This is a genomic window from Legionella rubrilucens (assembly GCF_001468125.1).
GTDB classification, from domain to species: Bacteria; Pseudomonadota; Gammaproteobacteria; order Legionellales; family Legionellaceae; genus Legionella_C; species Legionella_C rubrilucens.
In genome coordinates, this window is record NZ_LNYT01000020.1 from 721,590 (window position 1) to 738,173 (window position 16,584).

The following is a 16,584-nucleotide window of genomic DNA, read 5'->3' on the forward strand; positions in this document are numbered from 1 at the left end:
AAGGAAATGCAGAATAAATACCCCCTCTGGAAAAACCTCGCGCTGCTGGTGATTGCAGTCGTTGGTCTTATCTACTCCATACCTAATCTGTACAGCGAAGATCCTGCCGTGCAGGTGAGTTCACAGTCCGGTGCCAACACCGAGGAGTTAAAGGATGAAGTGACACAACTGCTTGAGCAGTCCAAACTGGATTACAGCTCCATCGAGCAAGGCAGTGAAGGCGTGGAAGTCCGTTTTCCTTCCACGGACACGCAACTGTTGGCTCAGGATGTCATCAAAAATGGCTTGGGCTCCGATTACACCGTGGCGCTAAACCTGCTTCCTTCGACACCGGAGTGGCTGCGCCGCATTGGTGCGGAACCGATGAAACAGGGGCTCGATTTGCGCGGCGGGGTGCATTTCCTGCTTGAGATTGATGTCGACAGTGTGGTGAACCGCCGCTATGAAGGCTTGATGAAAAACATCGGGCAGAATTTGCGTGAAAGCGGTATACGCTATGCGGGCATCCGTTACATTAATGAAAAGGGAATCCAGATCCGTTTTCGTACACCCAAGGCGATGAGTGATGCCGAGGAAGATGTACGTGAGAATTTCTCAGGCTTGGTTTTTGCCTCCTCGCCTAAAACATTGAGCATAACCGCCTCCTTATCGCCCGATGAATTAAACACCATTCGCCAGAATACCATCGAACAGACCATGAGCATTCTGCGTAACCGCGTGAATGAACTGGGTGTGGGTGAGGCCGTGGTGCAGCAACAGGGTGCAACCCGCGTGGCGGTGGATTTACCGGGCATTCAGGATGCAGCCCGCGCCAAGCAGATTCTTGGTGGTACGGCCACTCTGCAATTCCATTTGGTCGATCAGGAAAATGATCCTCAGGTGGCGAAACAAACGGGTGCTGTGCCTGTTAACAGCAAGCTGTACATGATGGACGGGCAACCGATTCTGTTGAAACGTCAGGTCGTGTTAAGCGGCGATTCCATCACCAGTGCGGTCTCCAGTTTTGATCAGCAAACCGCAACACCGGCTGTTCAGGTTCAACTGGGCGGGGGCGGTGAAAATCTGTTTACCAAAATCACCCGTGAAAACATTGGCAAGCGCATGGCAATTGTCTTTGTGGAAACCAAAACCAGCATTCAGAACGTCAATGGCGTGAACAAGCGCATGACTCGCCGTGAAGAACGTGTGATCAGTGCGCCGGTCATCCAGAATGCGTTGGGCAATAACTTCCAGATCACCGGTCTGTCCGACAGTAAGGAAGCCAGCAATCTTGCCCTGCTGTTAAGGGCGGGTGCCTTACCCACGGTCATTTATCCGGTTGAAGAGAGAACGGTAGGTCCTTCCCTGGGTAAAGAAAATATTCGCCGCGGGATGGTGTCCCTGGAAGTGGGTATGGGATTGATTCTGGTGCTGATGTTGGTGTATTACCATTTCTTTGGTCTTGTCGCCGACATTGCCCTGTTCCTTAACCTGATTTTGTTAAGCGCCATCCTGTCGATTATGGGCGCCACGCTGACATTGCCCGGTATTGCGGGATTTGTGTTAACCGTGGGTATGGCGGTCGATGCTAACGTACTCATCTACGAGCGCATACGAGAAGAATTACGCAATGGCCTGTCACCGCAGGCAGCCATTTACGCAGGGTATGATCGTGCATTCTCGACCATTCTTGATGCGAACTTAACCACCTTGATTGTAGGGATTGTTTTGTTTGCCATTGGTACTGGCCCGATCAGAGGCTTCGCCGTGATTCTGTCCCTGGGGTTAATTACTTCCATGTTGACCAGTATTACTTACACGCGCGCCATTGTGAACTGGTATTACGGCGGTCGTAATGTCAAAAAACTGTCTATTGGTATTTAATGCGAGGCTTAGATGGAATTTTTTAATCCAAACTCAAATGTCGATTTCATGGGGGCGCGTAAATGGACTGCCCTCCTGTCAGCGCTGATTTTTATTGTTTCCATCGCGGCCTTGCTTATCAATGGCCTGAACTGGGGACTTGATTTTACCGGCGGTACCCAGATTGAGGTCACCTACACTGACGCCGCGGATTTGACGGCTATTCGCGAGAACCTGTATCAGGCGGGTTTTAAAGAAGCCCAGGTTGTCAGTTATGGCACGTCAAAAGACGTGCTCATCAGCATTGGCCCCAAAGCGGACATGGAGCAAAGCGAGCTGGTGGACAAGGTGATGAGCGCCTTGCCTGGGGCGGCCAAACAACGGGTGGACTTCGTCGGTCCCCAGGTTGGGGAGGAGTTGGCGACTAAAGGGGCTCTGGCGATCATTGTCTCGCTGCTGGCCACCATGATTTACATCGCCATGCGTTTTGAATACCGTCTGGCGGTCAGTTCGGCTGTCGCGCTTATTCATGATCCGGTGTTGATCCTGGGTGTTTTCGCCATGTTCGGTATTGAATTTGATTTAAAGGCGCTGGCTGGTTTGCTCGCCGTCATCGGTTATTCACTGAACGACACCATCGTTGTGTTTGACCGTGTACGCGAGAATTTCATTAAAATTCGCCGTGCTTCGCCGCTGGAGATTATGAATATCTCCATTAACCAGACCTTGTCGCGAACCATCATGACCTCGGTCTTAACCTTGTTTGTGGTTGTGGCCCTGTTTGTCTACGGCGGCGAGACCATCCGCGGCTTCTCTCTGGCGCTGATTATCGGTATTGTGGTCGGAACGTATTCTTCGATTTACGTGGCCGGGGCTCTGGCTGTCGTGATGGGATTGGATCGTAAGGACTTCCTCCCCGGTGAGCGTAAAGCAATCGATGACAGGCCTTAAGCGGCCTTTGAAAGCAATAAAAAACCCGCTTGAAGCGGGTTTTTTATTGCAAAAATTTATTCAAGCAACGCATCCACTTTTGCGGCACAAATGAAATCGTTCATGGATAACCCCTGTAAAGCATGGGTCATGAAACGAACGTGGCAATAGTTATAGCCAACCTCCAGATCGGGGTGGTGGTTTTCTTTGTTGGCCATCCAGGCGATGGCATTGACAAAGGCCATGGTTTCATAAAAATCGGCAAATGAAAACGACCGTTTGATTTCTTTGCTGTTATTCATCACTTCCCAACTTTGATGCAGCTGCGGCATTAAGTTTTTGACCTGCTCGGCGGTGAGCGCCTGACCTATACCCTCACAGGATTCACAATGCTTATGCTGCAAATCACTTTTCATGTTCTAGCTCCTTACGATGATCGTGTAAACACGTGGATAAAGCATTTAAGAAACGAATATTCTGCTGCATGGTTCCTATGGTCACCCGTAAATGATTAGGCAAACCAAAAGGAACAAGAGGACGTACAATAACCCCCTGGTTTAATAAACCTTCATAAATCGGCAGGCTGCTCATGCCGCAGTCAAAGCTGATAAAATTGCCTTTCGACGGCAAGGCCTGTAAATTCAGTGCCTTGAGTCCCTTTTCCATTTGCTGCATGCCTTGAGTATTGGTAATCAGTGTCTGGGTGACAAAATCAAGATCGTGAATGGCCGCATAACCGGCTTCAAGCACTGCCTGATTGACTGCAAAAGGTGGCTGAATGCGTAACAGCATGTCAATAATAGCCGGATTGGCCATGACGTAGCCCAGCCTCAGGGCAGCCAATCCGTAAACCTTGGAGAAGGTGCGGGTGATGACCAGGTTGGGGTGTTCATTCAAGAGGTTGAGGGTGCTTTTATCGCCACGGGGATAAGCAAACTCATAATAGGCTTCATCGAGCACCAGAATCGTGGTTTCCGGTATGGCATTTAACAGCCGTTTTACTTCATCAAGCGGAATAAAAAGGCCGGTCGGGTTATTGGGATTCGCTAAAAAAAGGATGGCGGTTTTGTCATTGCACAGGCTAATCATCCTGTCGATATCCACCTCGTAATTTTCCCCCACAGGCGATGTCACGACCGGAATACCAAGAATTTTTGCCTGGATGCTGTAGGCGACAAAGGCGTGGGCATGGGTCAGCATGTGTTTGTCCTGATGCAGGGCAAACAGCATGAGCAACAGGGAGAAGAGGGTATCCGAACCATTGCTGAAAGCCAGCATGGGCTCTTTAATGCCCAATTTTTCAGCCAGTGTTGCGCGAAGCGGGTGGTGAATCATCGAAGGGTAGGTGGCCAGTTGAATACTGGATAGCTTAGCCAGCGCCTCCTTGACTAATGGGCTGCATCCCAATGGGTTTTCATTGCTGGCCAGCTTGATAATATTATCCAATCCTTTTTCCTTGGCCAATTCGTCAATGGATTTGCCTGGAACATAGGGGCTGAGTGAGCGAATCCCTTCATGAGGCAGCAGATGATAATCGCAGGGCAAAGGTCTCTCCTTGAAAATAATTTCGCCCCATCTTACCGCAACCCATACCACAAGTGAATGATTAAAATAATGCAGAGTGATCTTGTCAGAAGCAGAGAATCACGCTAGGCTATTGCCGGCAACCAACCCAGGGAAAATGGAATATGACCTCTTCGCAAGGATTCTCCCTGATTGAAGTACTGATCACGCTTTTGGTGATTTTAGGTACCTCATTCGGACTTTTAACTCAGCAGTGGCAGAGTCTCTGCCTCTTTAATCAGGCGAAAACCCAATTCAGCGAGCGCTTAACAAGCAGTAATAAGTATGAGCTGCAATTAGCAGGCCTTCAGCATCTTCCTTTGCTTGAAGGAGGAAAAAAATGACAAGACAAACGGGTTTTAGCCTCGTTGAAATCATGATTGGCTTACTGCTTGGCAGCATCCTTTTAGGCGCACTGTTTAACCATTACCTCATCACCCGCCGCCACGAAGCCTCGTTTCAACAGCAGGTGACAGCGAGTGACGATGTGCAGATGATCATTGACCTGTTGCAGGATAATATACGCCAGGCCGGGTTTACGCCCTGTGCCGGAATAGGCTGGTTAACCGCAGCAGACCGACGCGGCCAGCGGCAATCCTTAGCAGCCATTACCCTGTCAGGCGGCACTGAAAGCCGCCTTGCCGTCAGACGCATGAGTGAGGATTTTACGGCCGTAAACCGCATTTTAAGTCCATCGCATGTGCTGGTGGAGGCGGGCTCCCGATTATTCCCTCACCAGGCCATTCTGATTGCGGATTGCTTTCATGCGGAGGTAACCACCATTGAGCGCATGAAGGCGCAGGGTGATAGTCTCCGCGAACTCACGCTCAAAGAGCCGCTGCAATTTCCCTATACGTCGCCTGCTTATGTGGGGGAGTGGCTTGAGGAACAATTCTTTGTGCAGAAAAACAAAAGCGGTGAACCGGCGTTGTTTTATCAATCCCGTCATGCAGAAGAATTAAGTGCGGCCATCCAGTCTTTTTTTGCCCGGTTGCACGCCGTCAACAAAGGGCTAATCCTGACAGTCAGGCTGGGGCTTGCCGATAACCAGCACCGGATTGTCAATACCCTGGTGCGTATCCCGTGAATTCCAAAGGCTTTATTCTGGTTACTGCCCTGTTGTTTTTAAGTCTGATGATGCTGTTGGTGTTATCACAGCAACAACGGGTATGGCTTTATCACAAGTCACTGAACCAGTTGATTCATAAACAGAGGGCTGTTCAGGTGATGGAGAAAAAATTGAGGCAAATCATCGAAAAAGGCGCATTCAGGGCATGGCCTTCCTGCCTCCTGCATTCAGACAAAGCCAATCAGGTCATTGAGCGTCTCCTGCAGGGGCAGGGTTGTCCTTATGAAGTCAGAGGATTGCATTACCGGTTCTTCATCGAAGCGATAGGAATTTATCCCTGCATGCAGTCTGTCGTGGAAAATCGCAGACACAGCACTTACCACTGGCGGGTCACCATGGCCTCTGCTGATCGCAACGTGCTGCAAATCCGGTTGGCACAGTTGGTGGCTGAACAACCCTGCACATCGCAATCCCCCCTTTTTGTTAAACCGGGTCTCTTGAGTTGGCGATTGCTACTGGTCTAGGGACAAATCGGCCTTGTTTTCACCCTGAAACCATTTGTGTGTTTCGGTTCTGGGGAGCGCTGTCACACCATGGGCTTCAATAAAAGCCACCAAAGCCCAGCGTGAGCAGGGTTTGCCGATGAAGGTCTCATCGAGCTGGATGACGTCATGCCAACCCGCGGTCAAATCATCGGCAGGCATGATTTGCTTGAAATTACTGGACAACATAAAAATCGCATGGCCAGGCTGATGTTGAACCAGTGTTAAGTCATGCGGGCCGCTGCCAATGCGAAGACCCGGACCGCTCTCGGCGATGGCTAAGGTCATGGAGCCGGCGTCGAAATGGGGTTTGGCCAGGTACTTACCGGATTGTTGCCAGTTGTATTTCAAAAAACGTAAAAGAATATGGACGTCCTTTGTGTCAAAAACACGGTCGACTAGTCCCGGAAACGGCTGCTGAAGCGTTGTTAACAGGGCATGCACCGTGGATGCAACCGCTTGCCAGATGGGTTCTGCTTTCAGCATAAAATCATTAACTACCGGTTGCTGAGCGAGAAACGTGCCGCAGCGTTCAAAATGGCAGGATGAAAATGAAAAAATTCCTTGCTGTCATTGTAAATGTCTTCACCGGGATCCCGTTGCTTAAAACCCACATCGCCGCGACGATGCAGGGGGGCCACGGTAAAATCGATGTGTTCCCGGATGGCTGGGGGCTCGTCTAAAAATCGGAAAAAAGCCGCCATGGCATCATGGATGACAGGGGACGGTAAGGCAAAGGGCACAAGCACGTAGTTTTGTTGCCGTAATTGCCGCATAATATCCTGGTGGGTCAAAGTCATGGCGTTTCCGATTGGCAATTCATTTTGCAGCGTGGGCACTACTCTCCACAAAGGCGCTGCGATTAGCTATATTGGTATATTTCATTCAACGTTGCAAGGGGATTGCGGTTAATGGACAAGGAGCGTTTTCTGGCATTTAAATATTGGCCGCACGTGATCACTGTGACGCTCATCGTCTTAGCCTTTGCCGGTTACCGCTATTTTGCTTATTACGATACGCGTTCCAATGATGCCTACGTTTCAGCCAACGTGATTAATGTTGCCTCGTTGGTTTCCGGTCCCATCAGCGCCATCTACATTAAAGAAAACCAGAACGTCAAAAAAGGACAAAAGCTGATAGAGATTGATCCTCGCCCCTTTAAATATGCCATGGAAAAGGCTATGGCGGATTATAAAATGAGCCAGATCAATTATGAAAACAACAAACTGGCCATTACTGTGGCTGAAGAAAAGCTCAGACAAACCCAATCCATTCTGGCATTAAGCAAGGATCATTACCGACGCTATCAAAAGCTGCAGACTCAGGGCGCTTTGGCTGAAATTCAACTGATTAACATTGAAGCCAAAATCAAGGAACAGGAGGCACAGGTTATCGCCGCTAACGAGCAGTTGCGCATCGCAGAGATTAATCTCGATGACAACGAAGTGCGTGCGGCCAAAGCTAAGTATGACAAAGCAGTCTATTTGTATGATAACACGCTCATTACCGCGCCAGCGGATGGTTATGTCACCAATTTTAATTTACGCCGTGGTCAATACATTGCCACAGGCGAAGGGCTGTTTGCACTCATCGAAACCAAACGCTGGTGGGTCGTGACCCGCTACCGTGAAACGGCCATTCGCTTAATCCAGCCAGGCGACAAGGCCACCATCAAACTGGACATGTATCCCGGTAAAACGTTTCACGGCCATGTTGGGAGTATTGGTTGGGGCATTAATCGAGTGCAGGCCGGCAGTGTTGCCCCATCAACCCTGGCTTATCTCGAAGCCACCGAGGATTGGATTAAAATCGCACAGCGCTTTCCGGTGCGCATTTACATCGACGATGTTTCCCCTGAATACCCTTTAAGGATAGGTGCCAGTGCGACAACCGTTACCTACCGCTGAGGTCCTGGCCTGGTTTAAACCATTCATCCCTCAGACCAAAGAAAACCGCGCTGCTGTGCGCACGGCCGTTTCAGCAGTGGCGGCTGTGTTGCTGGCGTTTGCTCTGCACCTCGACAAACCCTACTGGTCGGGCATGACCACCGTCATTCTAGCCAATATTTATACCGGAAGCATCATTGATAAAGCCATCATGCGCATTGCCGGAACCCTTGCAGGAGCCTGGGGCGGTTATTTTCTCGCCGGTTACATTGCTAACAGTTTTCTATTGTATCTGTTGTCAGCCTTTTTATTAGTCACCATTGCTGTTTATTACTATAACTTCAGTGTCTATGCTTATGCCTATCTGCTGGGCGCGATCAGCGCCTTTATTGTTATCGCCGATCTGGCTATCGCCCCTGAGCAGGCCTTCTGGGTGGCGGTGTGGCGTCCGATAGAAATCGGTTTAGGGGTTCTGGTATCCGCCGCAGCTGCTTTTTGCCTTTTTCCAATTAATATTCATGAAGCATTGGATAAGGAAGTGGGGCAGGTATTTACCGGATTTCAACAGTTAATCAGGGAGGTGCAGAATAATCTCCTATTGGGGCATTCGTCTGTGGATGAACTGCGAAAGAACATGCAGAAATTTAAAAAATCGGTTGTCAAAGCCACGGACATGTTAGGGTACATGCGGCGTGAGGTGGGGTTTAAGCGCGAAAAAATCGATCAGCTGCGTGTGCTGTTTGATTCCTTTTACAGTTTAAACCGCAGCCTTCATTTTTTCATTTCGTCCCAGCAGTATGCCGGTATTCAGGCAGAACTGACAGCGGTACCGTTGCCTCTGGCTGAGGTTTTTTCAGCGATTATCGAGGATATTGACTGCATTAAGTACCATTTTCTAAAGCAAACGGACGATGGAAAAGAACTGAATAGTACGCAGGCCTTGCAGTCTCTGGACGCGGCCCTGTCCGTGCTTACGGCGCGAAGCAGTCAACATCAGCAAGCGGTTTTTGCCATCAGCCATCTGTTGCGGCAGTTAGTTAATAAACTGCAGTCGTTGCAACTGGTTCTAGTCAAAGGTCAGAAATTCACCGCTCCCCATGCCCGACTCATCAGCAGGAAGCAGCGGTTGCAGACGGATCCCGACATTATCAAGCACAGCATTAAAGCCGGATTAAGTGTCATTCTGGCGCTGTGTTTCTGGTTAATCAGCAATTGGCCGGGTGGGTTAAACGGACTAATCAGCAGCATTGTGATTTCCATTCGAAAAAGCATTTATGAAATGAAAAACATCAGCCTTTACCGTTTGCTGGGTTGCCTGACAGGCGGCGGACTGGCGCTGTTTTCTCTCGCCTGGATTCGGATGGATTTGTATGATTTGATCATCATTTTACTGTTTGGCGTCTGGGCGTTCAGTTATTTCTCATTTAAATACACGACGTATGCCTACATCGGCTTGCAGGCCAATATAGCCCTGATTATTACTCTGGCGCAGGCCGGCGGCCCACCGATAGCATTGGATCCGCCTCTGGAGCGTTTGGGTGGTATTCTAATTGGCATCGCATCGACTTTCCTGGTGGCTAACGCCCTGTGGCGAAGCAACATGCTGACGCAGTTGACTGGCCGGTTACATAAACTGTCGCGATACCTGCATTATAACGTCAGGCAGCTTTTAGCCCCTGATTTGCAAAAAAAGCCCTTGTATGATTTGACGTCTCTGTTCTGGTTTTGCCGCGGTTTGCTGGAAACCCTTGAACAGGATGAGTTGCCGCCTAAAAAAAAGCCTGTCTTTGATGAGGCAAAGCAGGATTTCCAGAACCAGGTGTTGCTGCAGGCTACCATCACGCATGTTTATGATTACATCGATCAGGAAAAATGCCGCCAGGCTGCCGCTAAGGCTGGCTGGGACCTGAGTGTGCTGGAGGCAAAGGTTGCGGCCCTGTTTGAAGAAAAGCAAGTCAATACAAATCATTGTGAGATAAAAAAACAACTCGAGGCGTTAAGGGATGCGCTTTTGGCGGCTGCCGAAGCAGAAAAAGTCAGTGCAGACGACATGGAAAACAGCGTGGTTTACTTAGGCTCCCTGATACAACTGGCCATCATCGCCGAAGCCATGGCCAGGAACAGAAATAATCAATGGGTTGATGGTTTTGATCAGGAACAGGCTACTGCGTGAGTATGGACTCTCTCTGATTGCAGGGGCTGGTTTTCATACACCCGTATTTGCTGAGCCAGGCGGCAATAAATCCCGTGTGTGGCTTCGGTACGTTTCCAGCTTTTATGTTCCTTCATTCCGTCATACCCTTTGGCCGCTAAGATGGCTTTAATGCCCTCAATTTTTCGACTCGCGAGCATGTCGTTATCATCCAGTAACTGATTAATGGCAATAATCCCTTTGGGCAGGCGAAATTCTGGCTCGGCCAGTTTCAGAAACTCAACCGCATACTCCGGGTTCATGAGCATGACTAAATTTTTACCAAATTCTCTGACCCAGTTGTAGCGAACCTGGGATTGCCACTGCTGTTCTTCGGCAATGATGGCGTGAATGGTTGTGAGTAATTCCTCAGCCTGCATAGTATTTCCTTGTCTGTGAATTGAACTAAAAGATTGCACAATGGCTGGAAAATTGCAAGATGTTCATCGGGGGTGGCCAAGCCTTGGTAATAAGATAAAAATGAACAAAAAATGTGCTTTCACAATGCGTAAGCTCTATTAAACCCCTACAGTACTTTTTAAATTCAACTTAAAATTTTATATTTCAATAAGTTATTTTGTACAATACCTCGCCTGAGTGATCATTTACCTTCTCCAATTCTTTATCCGAAAGGTGTCAATTACCTGGGGTTCCAAGTAATCGTCAAGGAAATCAATGATCGTGATTCAGTTCACTGAAGGGCCAAGGCTGCATTTTCACCGTAAGTGCTACTGATAACGTCAGCTAACTGCTCATACATGTCAAGCACCAACTCATAACGGCTGCTTTTGGGCTTCTCTTTTTCTTTCACATTAAGCCAATCGTCCATGGCCTTTAAGAGAGCCTCATCGTTTTCTTTCGATGGTTTTTTCTTATCATGCTGTTTAAAGGCTTCATCCAATGCTTCGGTTTCTTTTGTCTTAAACCAGGAGGCTGCTTTACTGCCTTCCGTCCAATGTTTAAGAAAATACCCTGTTTCCTTAAGCACCTCACGATTTAATGCAGCAATTTCCCTGTCTTCAACACCAATCTCTTTCAAACATTCAAAAACATGGGCCCTCAGGCTTTCAACCTGGTAATAGCGGGACGTGGCGGTATTTTCTTTCAATATGAGCCAGCGCTCCGCTTCTCGAAACAGGGTAAGCAGCGTGTCTCTTTCGGTGAGAAGCGTCTCCCTCAAGCCGCCTGCCTTTCCAAGAAGATGGCTTAATTCTTTCGTCAGTGGCGTTGGGAAGCCCGAGATTTTTTTATCATGGCGTTGCCACCAGGCAAACAGCGTTTCGTTCTTATGCCATTCCATCCCCCTGCGTGTCAGCCGGTTAGGATGCAATTTATCGGTATAACGATAAGCCATTTCCTTTTTTAAACCAAAAAAGCGTTGCATTTCACTGGCTACAGGGAAATAAGTAGGGGGGTCGTTGTCATGCAGGCTGTACGTCTGGCGGGCTTTTTCCTCTTTTTCTTTTACACTGCCTTCTTTGACCAAACCCGGTTGTTGTGCATTGGGATTGTGATTGGAGTCCAGGTATTTGGCTACCTGCCAGTGCAGGTGCTCATCACCGTCAGGGGCGTTAACGCGGGTCTGGTGATGACTGTCACGAGGAATCACGATCAGATCGCGGTGCGCTTTTCGAGGTAATCTGGGGAGAATCTGGGAAAAAAATCCTCGGTGAACACCGCTGGTATCCTTAGACAGGGCCCCTTCTTCAATTTTTTCTGTTGTTAGCCATTTGAAACGGTTAGTTGGAATGGAATATTTTTTTTCTTTCGTCGGGTGAATATCAAGAAGGTTCAGAGTGTAACCAGTGTTGTATCTTTCATCAAAAGAAATTTGTTTGGCCTTTCCCTGGGAGTCTACATAGTAAAGAGCCGCATTCGAGTCAAAATTTTTGACTGCTTCACCCTTATCGTTGGTTGTTTCGGTGGTAGTGTACACGGGATTACCTACCAGCAGGTAAGTGTTTTTATAGGCGCTCAATGAGGCGGGCATTTGTTTTTTAACTTGTAAATTGACATTGAGCAATTCACCTGTATAAGCCCCTAAAATGACGCTGACGTTACGGAGATTGGATAAGTCGCTGCAATCCGCAATGCGTCGTGCATTCGTTAAAGGCCCTTGATACGCATTGCCCGGAACAGGTTGATTGGCCACGACATCGACAGGAACAGGTGTTTTGGAATGAGGATTAAGTTCATGCAATGCTCTGGCCGTCTCAAAACAAGTGACAGCCCCGCGGCTATAGCCGCATAACGTGATGCTTTCAATTTTTTCGCCTGCATTGGCCGCATCAATGTCCGTGCAATCAAGACGGATACCCAGGCCTTTTAAAATCCTGTTTTCAGGTGTATCCTCAGGATCTTCTTTTTGAGGATCGCTGGTTTTCCCTACCTTTAATTTTAAAGTATTCCCGTCACGCTCAATTAAAGTGGATACAAAACGATGGGCAAAGCCTTTTAAATCGGGAAACAGTCCACTATTGCAGACTTCGGGCTCGTCACACCCTTTAACCAGAATGGTCCGAACCCCAGCGTCTTTATTAACATAATCATACTGATCAGGAAAACCATCACCAGAATCGCCAGTCCCACAAAAGTAAATGACTAGGTGCATTATTTTATCCCATTTTGTCTTTATTTGATTTTATATGATAATTATTAATGCAATATTAAATGGGAGAATGGAGACAGCAGGATCGTATCCCGGGTTTTTAGATAACCGCTGAGAACAGGCTTGGTGGCAGCGGCTTTCTGAGCATTGCCAGGCAATGAGAAGCGCTTAATGAATGCCTGTTAACGGAGGGAGGTGAGCGGTGCCGGTTTGTTGTAAATGCTGACTCATCCACCGAAATAAGTCGCTGGTAAGCAAGGCTTTGCTCGGAGCCTGTAAATCCGGCAATTGCGTGGAGGATAAACGATTGGCCATCGCAACGATGAATGATTCATTGACTTTTAGCTCCTGTAAAAACAAAGCCAGATGCTGGGCAAAGGCTAGGAAATGGGAGGCCAGAGAGGGGGAATGACCATAAAGGTGTTCTAATGCAGCAACGATGGTTTCGCTGGAATAAGCGGTGAATGAATCAATCACCGGTTGAAACGATTGGCCTGGTTGCCTGAAAAAACCGGTGATCAATTGATGGATGGGTAATTTGTTTCTGGTCGTCAAAGTGTAGAGCTTTCTGCTGTGTAAATCCGTGACCGTGTCGCTGTTGGCGTCATCCATTAATTTTTCATTGCTTATAAGCTCCAGGCATTGATGAAAACGTTGAGACAGCTGAAGAAAAATCGCTTGAATCTCCTGCGAAAAAACGGCGTTTCCCGCGGCCTTCAGGCAGTTCTCGGCTAAATTGTTTAACAGGGATTTTCTCTGCTTTCTTTTCTCCTTGACCGCATGCCTTAAGTCGTTTTGAGGATGGACAATCATGTCCGTGAATGTCGGTTCATGGCCTGGCGCGGATTTTTTCCCTTTCGCCTGTAAAATCAAACGATCGGTTTCAGGGATGGCTTGAATCAGTTGGCCAAAGTCAAGGGTGGCTTTAGTTAAAGCCAGTGCCGATTTAGATAAAAGAAACAGGATGGTAAACAGAAAAACAGTCAGGCAATAGACAAAGAAGGGATTCTGGTAAAAAGCGGTCAGCCCTCTCAGCTGAAAGCCTCCAGGTAATGTATTCATATGGTTCCTTGCCCTTGAGAGGGTTTTGTAATCCGCGAAGTCGATGTATCGCTGGCTAAATCGATCCGCAATGAGCTTGAAAGGAATTTTCTGATTTAACAGGCTATTTGCTGCTAAAATCATGTGTGCCGCTCCTCCGCACATGCCGTAGAGGACCACCCGTTGCTTTTTTTTCACAAAATAGCGGGCAAAGGCGACCACATCCTCAGCCAACTCCTGGGGATGAGCCGCGAATTTGTTGGAACGCCTGGAGTAATTCCGATGGTTGATAATGACCAGTTGCGTATCAAACAGTGCCTGAAACGAATAAAAACTGGTGTTCAGGTAACTATGCTCTGCTTGAAAGTGCCCAATCAGTGCCAGAACAACTGTTTTGTTTTTTTTGTTTTTTTCTTTAACAGAAAGTCCTTCGAGGACAATGCCATCGCGGGCCTGAATGAATAATTTTTCTACTAAATGGGTTTTGGTCTGGCTGGCTGCCATGGGGAAAAAAAACGACTGATTGAAATTAGCAGTAATCAGTTTATTGATCGCAATGCCCATATTGAATGGATTGACTTTGGTAATCGAGGGCACATCATTGGCAGCCTGGGTGACCCATGGACCCGGTTGCGGCTGGGATATCGAAAGCTCTCCCAGACAGGCTTTTTGGGTGTGCTCAAGAATTTTGCGATCCGATGAAGACGGGCAGGATTGGTAATTGATGGTTTGAACTAACTGAATAAAAGCAGTCAGGATGGTGCGGGGCTCCTGCACTAACAAGAGAAAATGACCATTATAGTAGTCAAGCATCCCAAACAGGGTGTTTTTTAGCACCCTAAACGCCGCGGAGTGTCTATCTAACAAACTCATTTGTTTGTCCAGTAGCAGAATGCAAAAATAAACCGCATCAATGCATTGTTGGCACTTCGTTGTTAACCGGGGCTTATGAATCATTTCGCGAGAAATGTTGGAGCCCAGCCAAAAGGCCAGGACCCTTTTGAAAAACAGGTTTTTCTCATTTTCCGAGGCATGAACCAATTCCTTGATGAGGATGTTCCTGTCGTCAAAATGGTTCAAGGCCTGTAGGAGCCTTTTTTTTGAAATCAGCATAACGGTTACGGCATGGAAGAAAGCAGGGCATTATAATCTGGTTTTTTTGAATAATTGAAGGGTAAAGGGGGGGAAAGTCATTCACGGTGTTCTAGTCCTATGGGACTCCGACCTAAAAATGGGGAACAAATTGTACTTTATTTAAATCGACAGACGGTTGGCGCCATAGAGTTCGTTGACGATGTTGATTAAAAGTACCGATTATCTTTACAATAATCCTATCCTATTAGGATTTTAATCGGTTGTTATAGTATTTTTAAATTTAATCCTACCACAATGGGATTAATAAATAATAAATCGAAACGCTTATATTAAGTCTGCTCCAGTAGGATTATATGGCCAAGCAAATTAAAAAAATAAAGACTCCCAACCTTCAACAGCCGTTAACTGATCCTCTCCCCAAAACAGAGCCGCCAGAAATTAGAAAAAACGGACATCCGAGATTTTCTGCCTAAACTGATTTGGGGTCAAATTGTTCAGGGAGGTGATCATTTATTCAGGTCGAATAATACAAAAGACATCGACTTCTTATGCCTTTGGCAAATTTTCAAACTATGGTCGGCTAGTGTCAAAAATCCTCTTCTGTTAGAAATCATAGTCAATTCGTCAAGTGTGGCTAGTTGAATCGATTTTATTTCTTGCTCAATCATCACGCCTAAATCTCTAAGCAATTGTTGGTCTTCTTCATTCATTTCTCGTGGTTTGGGATCTATAAGACATAGAGTACCAAAATTTATCCCTTTTCTAAGTTTCAAGGGATAGCCTGGCATAGAAGCGAATGTTAGGATCATTAATTACCAAGGGGTTATCCATAAAACGCACATCTTCGATAGCGTTTGGTATGATAAATAAGCCTTCTTGATTAATGGCATGGCCACAAAAAGAAATTTCCCGAGGGGTTTCACTGGCGTCAATTCCTTGTGCAGATTTAAACCATTGTCGATGCTCATCAACTAAACCAACTAATGAAATCGAGACACCAAACAGTTATTTTTTAACAAACCGAGGGTCTTGTTCAATAATATTATTGAGGTATTTGATTGTCTAACCTTTATTTGAAGAGGTATGCCGCCTAAAATAAACAGGATAACCAAATGAAGGTTAAGCGTGTCTATGCCGGCCTTGTTGGCGCCACTTTTATCCATGGTCAGTTTCTCTGGAATAGCGCTTGAACCTGTGCCTTTAACGTAAATAGTAGAGTGATCGACTTTTAAACCGCGCTCTAAGACCAACTCCACTCAGGGAATAAGCCAGATAACATCGCACTAACATTAAAATAATATCTTTTTTAAAGTGTTTCCATTTAAAACTGAGTATTAAGGGAACCTCTGAAAAAAATAAAATTTAACATGTTCCAATATTTTTTCGCGACAAAACCTTAAATTTTGATCTACTCTTAAAAAGTACCCTATTGTTATAGGACAAAATCATGAAAAAGTCTTCAAAAGATATATCTAAAAGTAAAGTTAAGGAAAGTCTTAAAAGAGAGGATTTAAAAAATGTTTCTGGGGGTGCTCGCCTAAAAGATATATTAAATCCACCAGCGACCCATGAAGGCCCGCTTGATATAGATGAGATTGAGCGGTTAATTAGGCAGGGAATCAAAAATCGATGAATAATTATTTTAATTAGGCAATCGGAAGCTCCGACCATCGTGTTGTGTAATGTGGGGATTTCAGTTGTCGCTTCATCGACTTGGATTTACGAAACCCTTCGGATCTGTAAATAATTTTGTGTAATTAGTCATAGCATATAATCTGTCGGCACTGGATAGTGCTGACAAATATGATGAGAACAAC

Annotated in this window: 17 protein-coding genes; 8 read left to right on the top strand and 9 right to left on the bottom strand. The window is 46.8% G+C overall.

Annotated features, from left to right (window positions below; genetic code table 11):
* Positions 1–6 precede the first annotated feature (6 nt).
* Both secD and secF read left to right on the top strand, forming a co-directional pair.
* The gene (gene secD / locus Lrub_RS11075; protein WP_058532153.1) at positions 7–1,863 is read left to right on the top strand and encodes a protein translocase subunit SecD; all 1,857 of its coding nucleotides are present in this window, start codon (positions 7–9) and stop codon (positions 1,861–1,863) included.
* Between the two features lie 12 nt (positions 1,864–1,875).
* Positions 1,876–2,793 carry a protein translocase subunit SecF gene (gene secF, locus Lrub_RS11080; RefSeq protein ID WP_058532154.1) on the top strand — a complete coding sequence of 306 codons (918 nt, stop codon included), beginning with the start codon at positions 1,876–1,878 and terminating at the stop codon, positions 2,791–2,793.
* A gap of 56 nt (positions 2,794–2,849) precedes the next feature.
* On the opposite strand, the gene Lrub_RS11085 is transcribed toward secF, so the two are convergent.
* Together Lrub_RS11085 and hisC are read right to left on the bottom strand one after the other, a co-directional pair.
* A complete protein-coding gene (locus Lrub_RS11085; protein WP_058532155.1) occupies positions 2,850–3,188 on the bottom strand; it encodes a 4a-hydroxytetrahydrobiopterin dehydratase in 339 nt (112 codons plus the stop codon).
* Positions 3,178–4,317 (bottom strand): histidinol-phosphate transaminase, encoded by a 1,140-nt coding sequence (gene hisC / locus Lrub_RS11090; protein ID WP_133134032.1) that lies wholly within the window; start codon positions 4,315–4,317, stop codon positions 3,178–3,180. Before hisC ends, Lrub_RS11085 begins: the two co-directional genes overlap by 11 nt.
* Before the next feature lie 143 nt (positions 4,318–4,460).
* Here hisC and Lrub_RS11095 point away from each other — a divergent pair, with 143 nt between their 5' ends.
* Genes Lrub_RS11095 through Lrub_RS11105 form a run of 3 tightly spaced genes read left to right on the top strand, consistent with a single transcriptional unit; the run spans position 4,461 to position 5,928 of the window.
* On the top strand, positions 4,461–4,679 hold the full coding sequence (locus Lrub_RS11095) for a type IV pilus modification PilV family protein (protein ID WP_058532156.1): 219 nt from the start codon (positions 4,461–4,463) through the stop codon (positions 4,677–4,679).
* Positions 4,676–5,422, top strand: coding sequence for a PilW family protein (locus Lrub_RS11100; RefSeq protein ID WP_058532157.1), 747 nt, complete (start codon positions 4,676–4,678; stop codon positions 5,420–5,422). The genes Lrub_RS11095 and Lrub_RS11100 overlap by 4 nt, the downstream gene beginning before the upstream one ends.
* On the top strand, positions 5,419–5,928 hold the full coding sequence (locus tag Lrub_RS11105) for a hypothetical protein (RefSeq protein ID WP_058532158.1): 510 nt from the start codon (positions 5,419–5,421) through the stop codon (positions 5,926–5,928). Before Lrub_RS11100 ends, Lrub_RS11105 begins: the two co-directional genes overlap by 4 nt.
* Here the strand turns inward: Lrub_RS11105 and Lrub_RS11110 are convergent.
* Entirely contained in the window at positions 5,917–6,432 is a 516-nt protein-coding gene (locus Lrub_RS11110) for a hypothetical protein (protein ID WP_058532159.1), read from the bottom strand. The two genes, Lrub_RS11105 and Lrub_RS11110, sit on opposite strands and share 12 nt — an antisense overlap.
* A gap of 11 nt (positions 6,433–6,443) precedes the next feature.
* Positions 6,444–6,785, bottom strand: a complete 342-nt coding sequence (locus Lrub_RS11115) for a hypothetical protein (RefSeq protein WP_058532160.1) — start codon at positions 6,783–6,785, stop codon at positions 6,444–6,446.
* Positions 6,786–6,857: 72 nt separating this feature from the next.
* Here Lrub_RS11115 and Lrub_RS11120 point away from each other — a divergent pair, with 72 nt between their 5' ends.
* Together Lrub_RS11120 and Lrub_RS11125 are read left to right on the top strand one after the other, a co-directional pair.
* A complete protein-coding gene (locus Lrub_RS11120; protein ID WP_058532161.1) occupies positions 6,858–7,853 on the top strand; it encodes an HlyD family secretion protein in 996 nt (331 codons plus the stop codon).
* Positions 7,828–10,005 (top strand): FUSC family protein, encoded by a 2,178-nt coding sequence (locus tag Lrub_RS11125; RefSeq protein WP_058532162.1) that lies wholly within the window; start codon positions 7,828–7,830, stop codon positions 10,003–10,005. Before Lrub_RS11120 ends, Lrub_RS11125 begins: the two co-directional genes overlap by 26 nt.
* On the opposite strand, the gene Lrub_RS11130 is transcribed toward Lrub_RS11125, so the two are convergent.
* The 4 genes from Lrub_RS11130 to Lrub_RS15010 all read right to left on the bottom strand — a co-directional run bounded on the left by Lrub_RS11130 (position 9,984) and on the right by Lrub_RS15010 (position 15,477).
* Complete coding sequence (locus Lrub_RS11130) at positions 9,984–10,403, bottom strand: hypothetical protein (RefSeq protein ID WP_058532163.1); 420 nt, start codon at positions 10,401–10,403, stop codon at positions 9,984–9,986. The genes Lrub_RS11125 and Lrub_RS11130 overlap by 22 nt on opposite strands.
* A 311-nt stretch (positions 10,404–10,714) precedes the next feature.
* Complete coding sequence (locus Lrub_RS11135; protein ID WP_058532164.1) at positions 10,715–12,634, bottom strand: hypothetical protein; 1,920 nt, start codon at positions 12,632–12,634, stop codon at positions 10,715–10,717.
* Between the two features lie 165 nt (positions 12,635–12,799).
* The gene (locus Lrub_RS11140; protein ID WP_058532165.1) at positions 12,800–14,785 is read right to left on the bottom strand and encodes an alpha/beta hydrolase family protein; all 1,986 of its coding nucleotides are present in this window, start codon (positions 14,783–14,785) and stop codon (positions 12,800–12,802) included.
* A 488-nt stretch (positions 14,786–15,273) separates the two neighbouring features.
* Positions 15,274–15,477 carry a diguanylate cyclase domain-containing protein gene (locus Lrub_RS15010; protein ID WP_202813752.1) on the bottom strand — a complete coding sequence of 68 codons (204 nt, stop codon included), beginning with the start codon at positions 15,475–15,477 and terminating at the stop codon, positions 15,274–15,276.
* Between the two features lie 737 nt (positions 15,478–16,214).
* Here Lrub_RS15010 and Lrub_RS11150 point away from each other — a divergent pair.
* The gene (locus Lrub_RS11150; RefSeq protein ID WP_058532166.1) at positions 16,215–16,400 is read left to right on the top strand and encodes a hypothetical protein; all 186 of its coding nucleotides are present in this window, start codon (positions 16,215–16,217) and stop codon (positions 16,398–16,400) included.
* Between the two features lie 13 nt (positions 16,401–16,413).
* On the opposite strand, the gene Lrub_RS15265 is transcribed toward Lrub_RS11150, so the two are convergent.
* Complete coding sequence (locus Lrub_RS15265) at positions 16,414–16,515, bottom strand: DUF4113 domain-containing protein (protein WP_133134056.1); 102 nt, start codon at positions 16,513–16,515, stop codon at positions 16,414–16,416.
* Positions 16,516–16,584 lie beyond the last annotated feature (69 nt).

Excerpts from the sequence above, each read along its gene's own strand:
- Lrub_RS11110 (WP_058532159.1), bottom strand. The coding sequence starts at position 6,432 with ATGCTGAAAGCAGAACCCATCTGGCAAGCGGTTGCATCCACGGTGCAT.
- Lrub_RS11095 (WP_058532156.1), top strand. The coding sequence starts at position 4,461 with ATGACCTCTTCGCAAGGATTCTCCCTGATTGAAGTACTGATCACGCTT.
- Lrub_RS11120 (WP_058532161.1), top strand. The coding sequence starts at position 6,858 with ATGGACAAGGAGCGTTTTCTGGCATTTAAATATTGGCCGCACGTGATC.
- Lrub_RS11140 (WP_058532165.1), bottom strand. The coding sequence starts at position 14,785 with ATGCTGATTTCAAAAAAAAGGCTCCTACAGGCCTTGAACCATTTTGAC.
- Lrub_RS15010 (WP_202813752.1), bottom strand. The coding sequence starts at position 15,477 with ATGAATGAAGAAGACCAACAATTGCTTAGAGATTTAGGCGTGATGATT.
- Lrub_RS11150 (WP_058532166.1), top strand. The coding sequence starts at position 16,215 with ATGAAAAAGTCTTCAAAAGATATATCTAAAAGTAAAGTTAAGGAAAGT.
- secD (WP_058532153.1), top strand. The coding sequence starts at position 7 with ATGCAGAATAAATACCCCCTCTGGAAAAACCTCGCGCTGCTGGTGATT.
- Lrub_RS11100 (WP_058532157.1), top strand. The coding sequence starts at position 4,676 with ATGACAAGACAAACGGGTTTTAGCCTCGTTGAAATCATGATTGGCTTA.
- Lrub_RS11135 (WP_058532164.1), bottom strand. The coding sequence starts at position 12,634 with ATGCACCTAGTCATTTACTTTTGTGGGACTGGCGATTCTGGTGATGGT.
- Lrub_RS11130 (WP_058532163.1), bottom strand. The coding sequence starts at position 10,403 with ATGCAGGCTGAGGAATTACTCACAACCATTCACGCCATCATTGCCGAA.
- secF (WP_058532154.1), top strand. The coding sequence starts at position 1,876 with ATGGAATTTTTTAATCCAAACTCAAATGTCGATTTCATGGGGGCGCGT.
- Lrub_RS11085 (WP_058532155.1), bottom strand. The coding sequence starts at position 3,188 with ATGAAAAGTGATTTGCAGCATAAGCATTGTGAATCCTGTGAGGGTATA.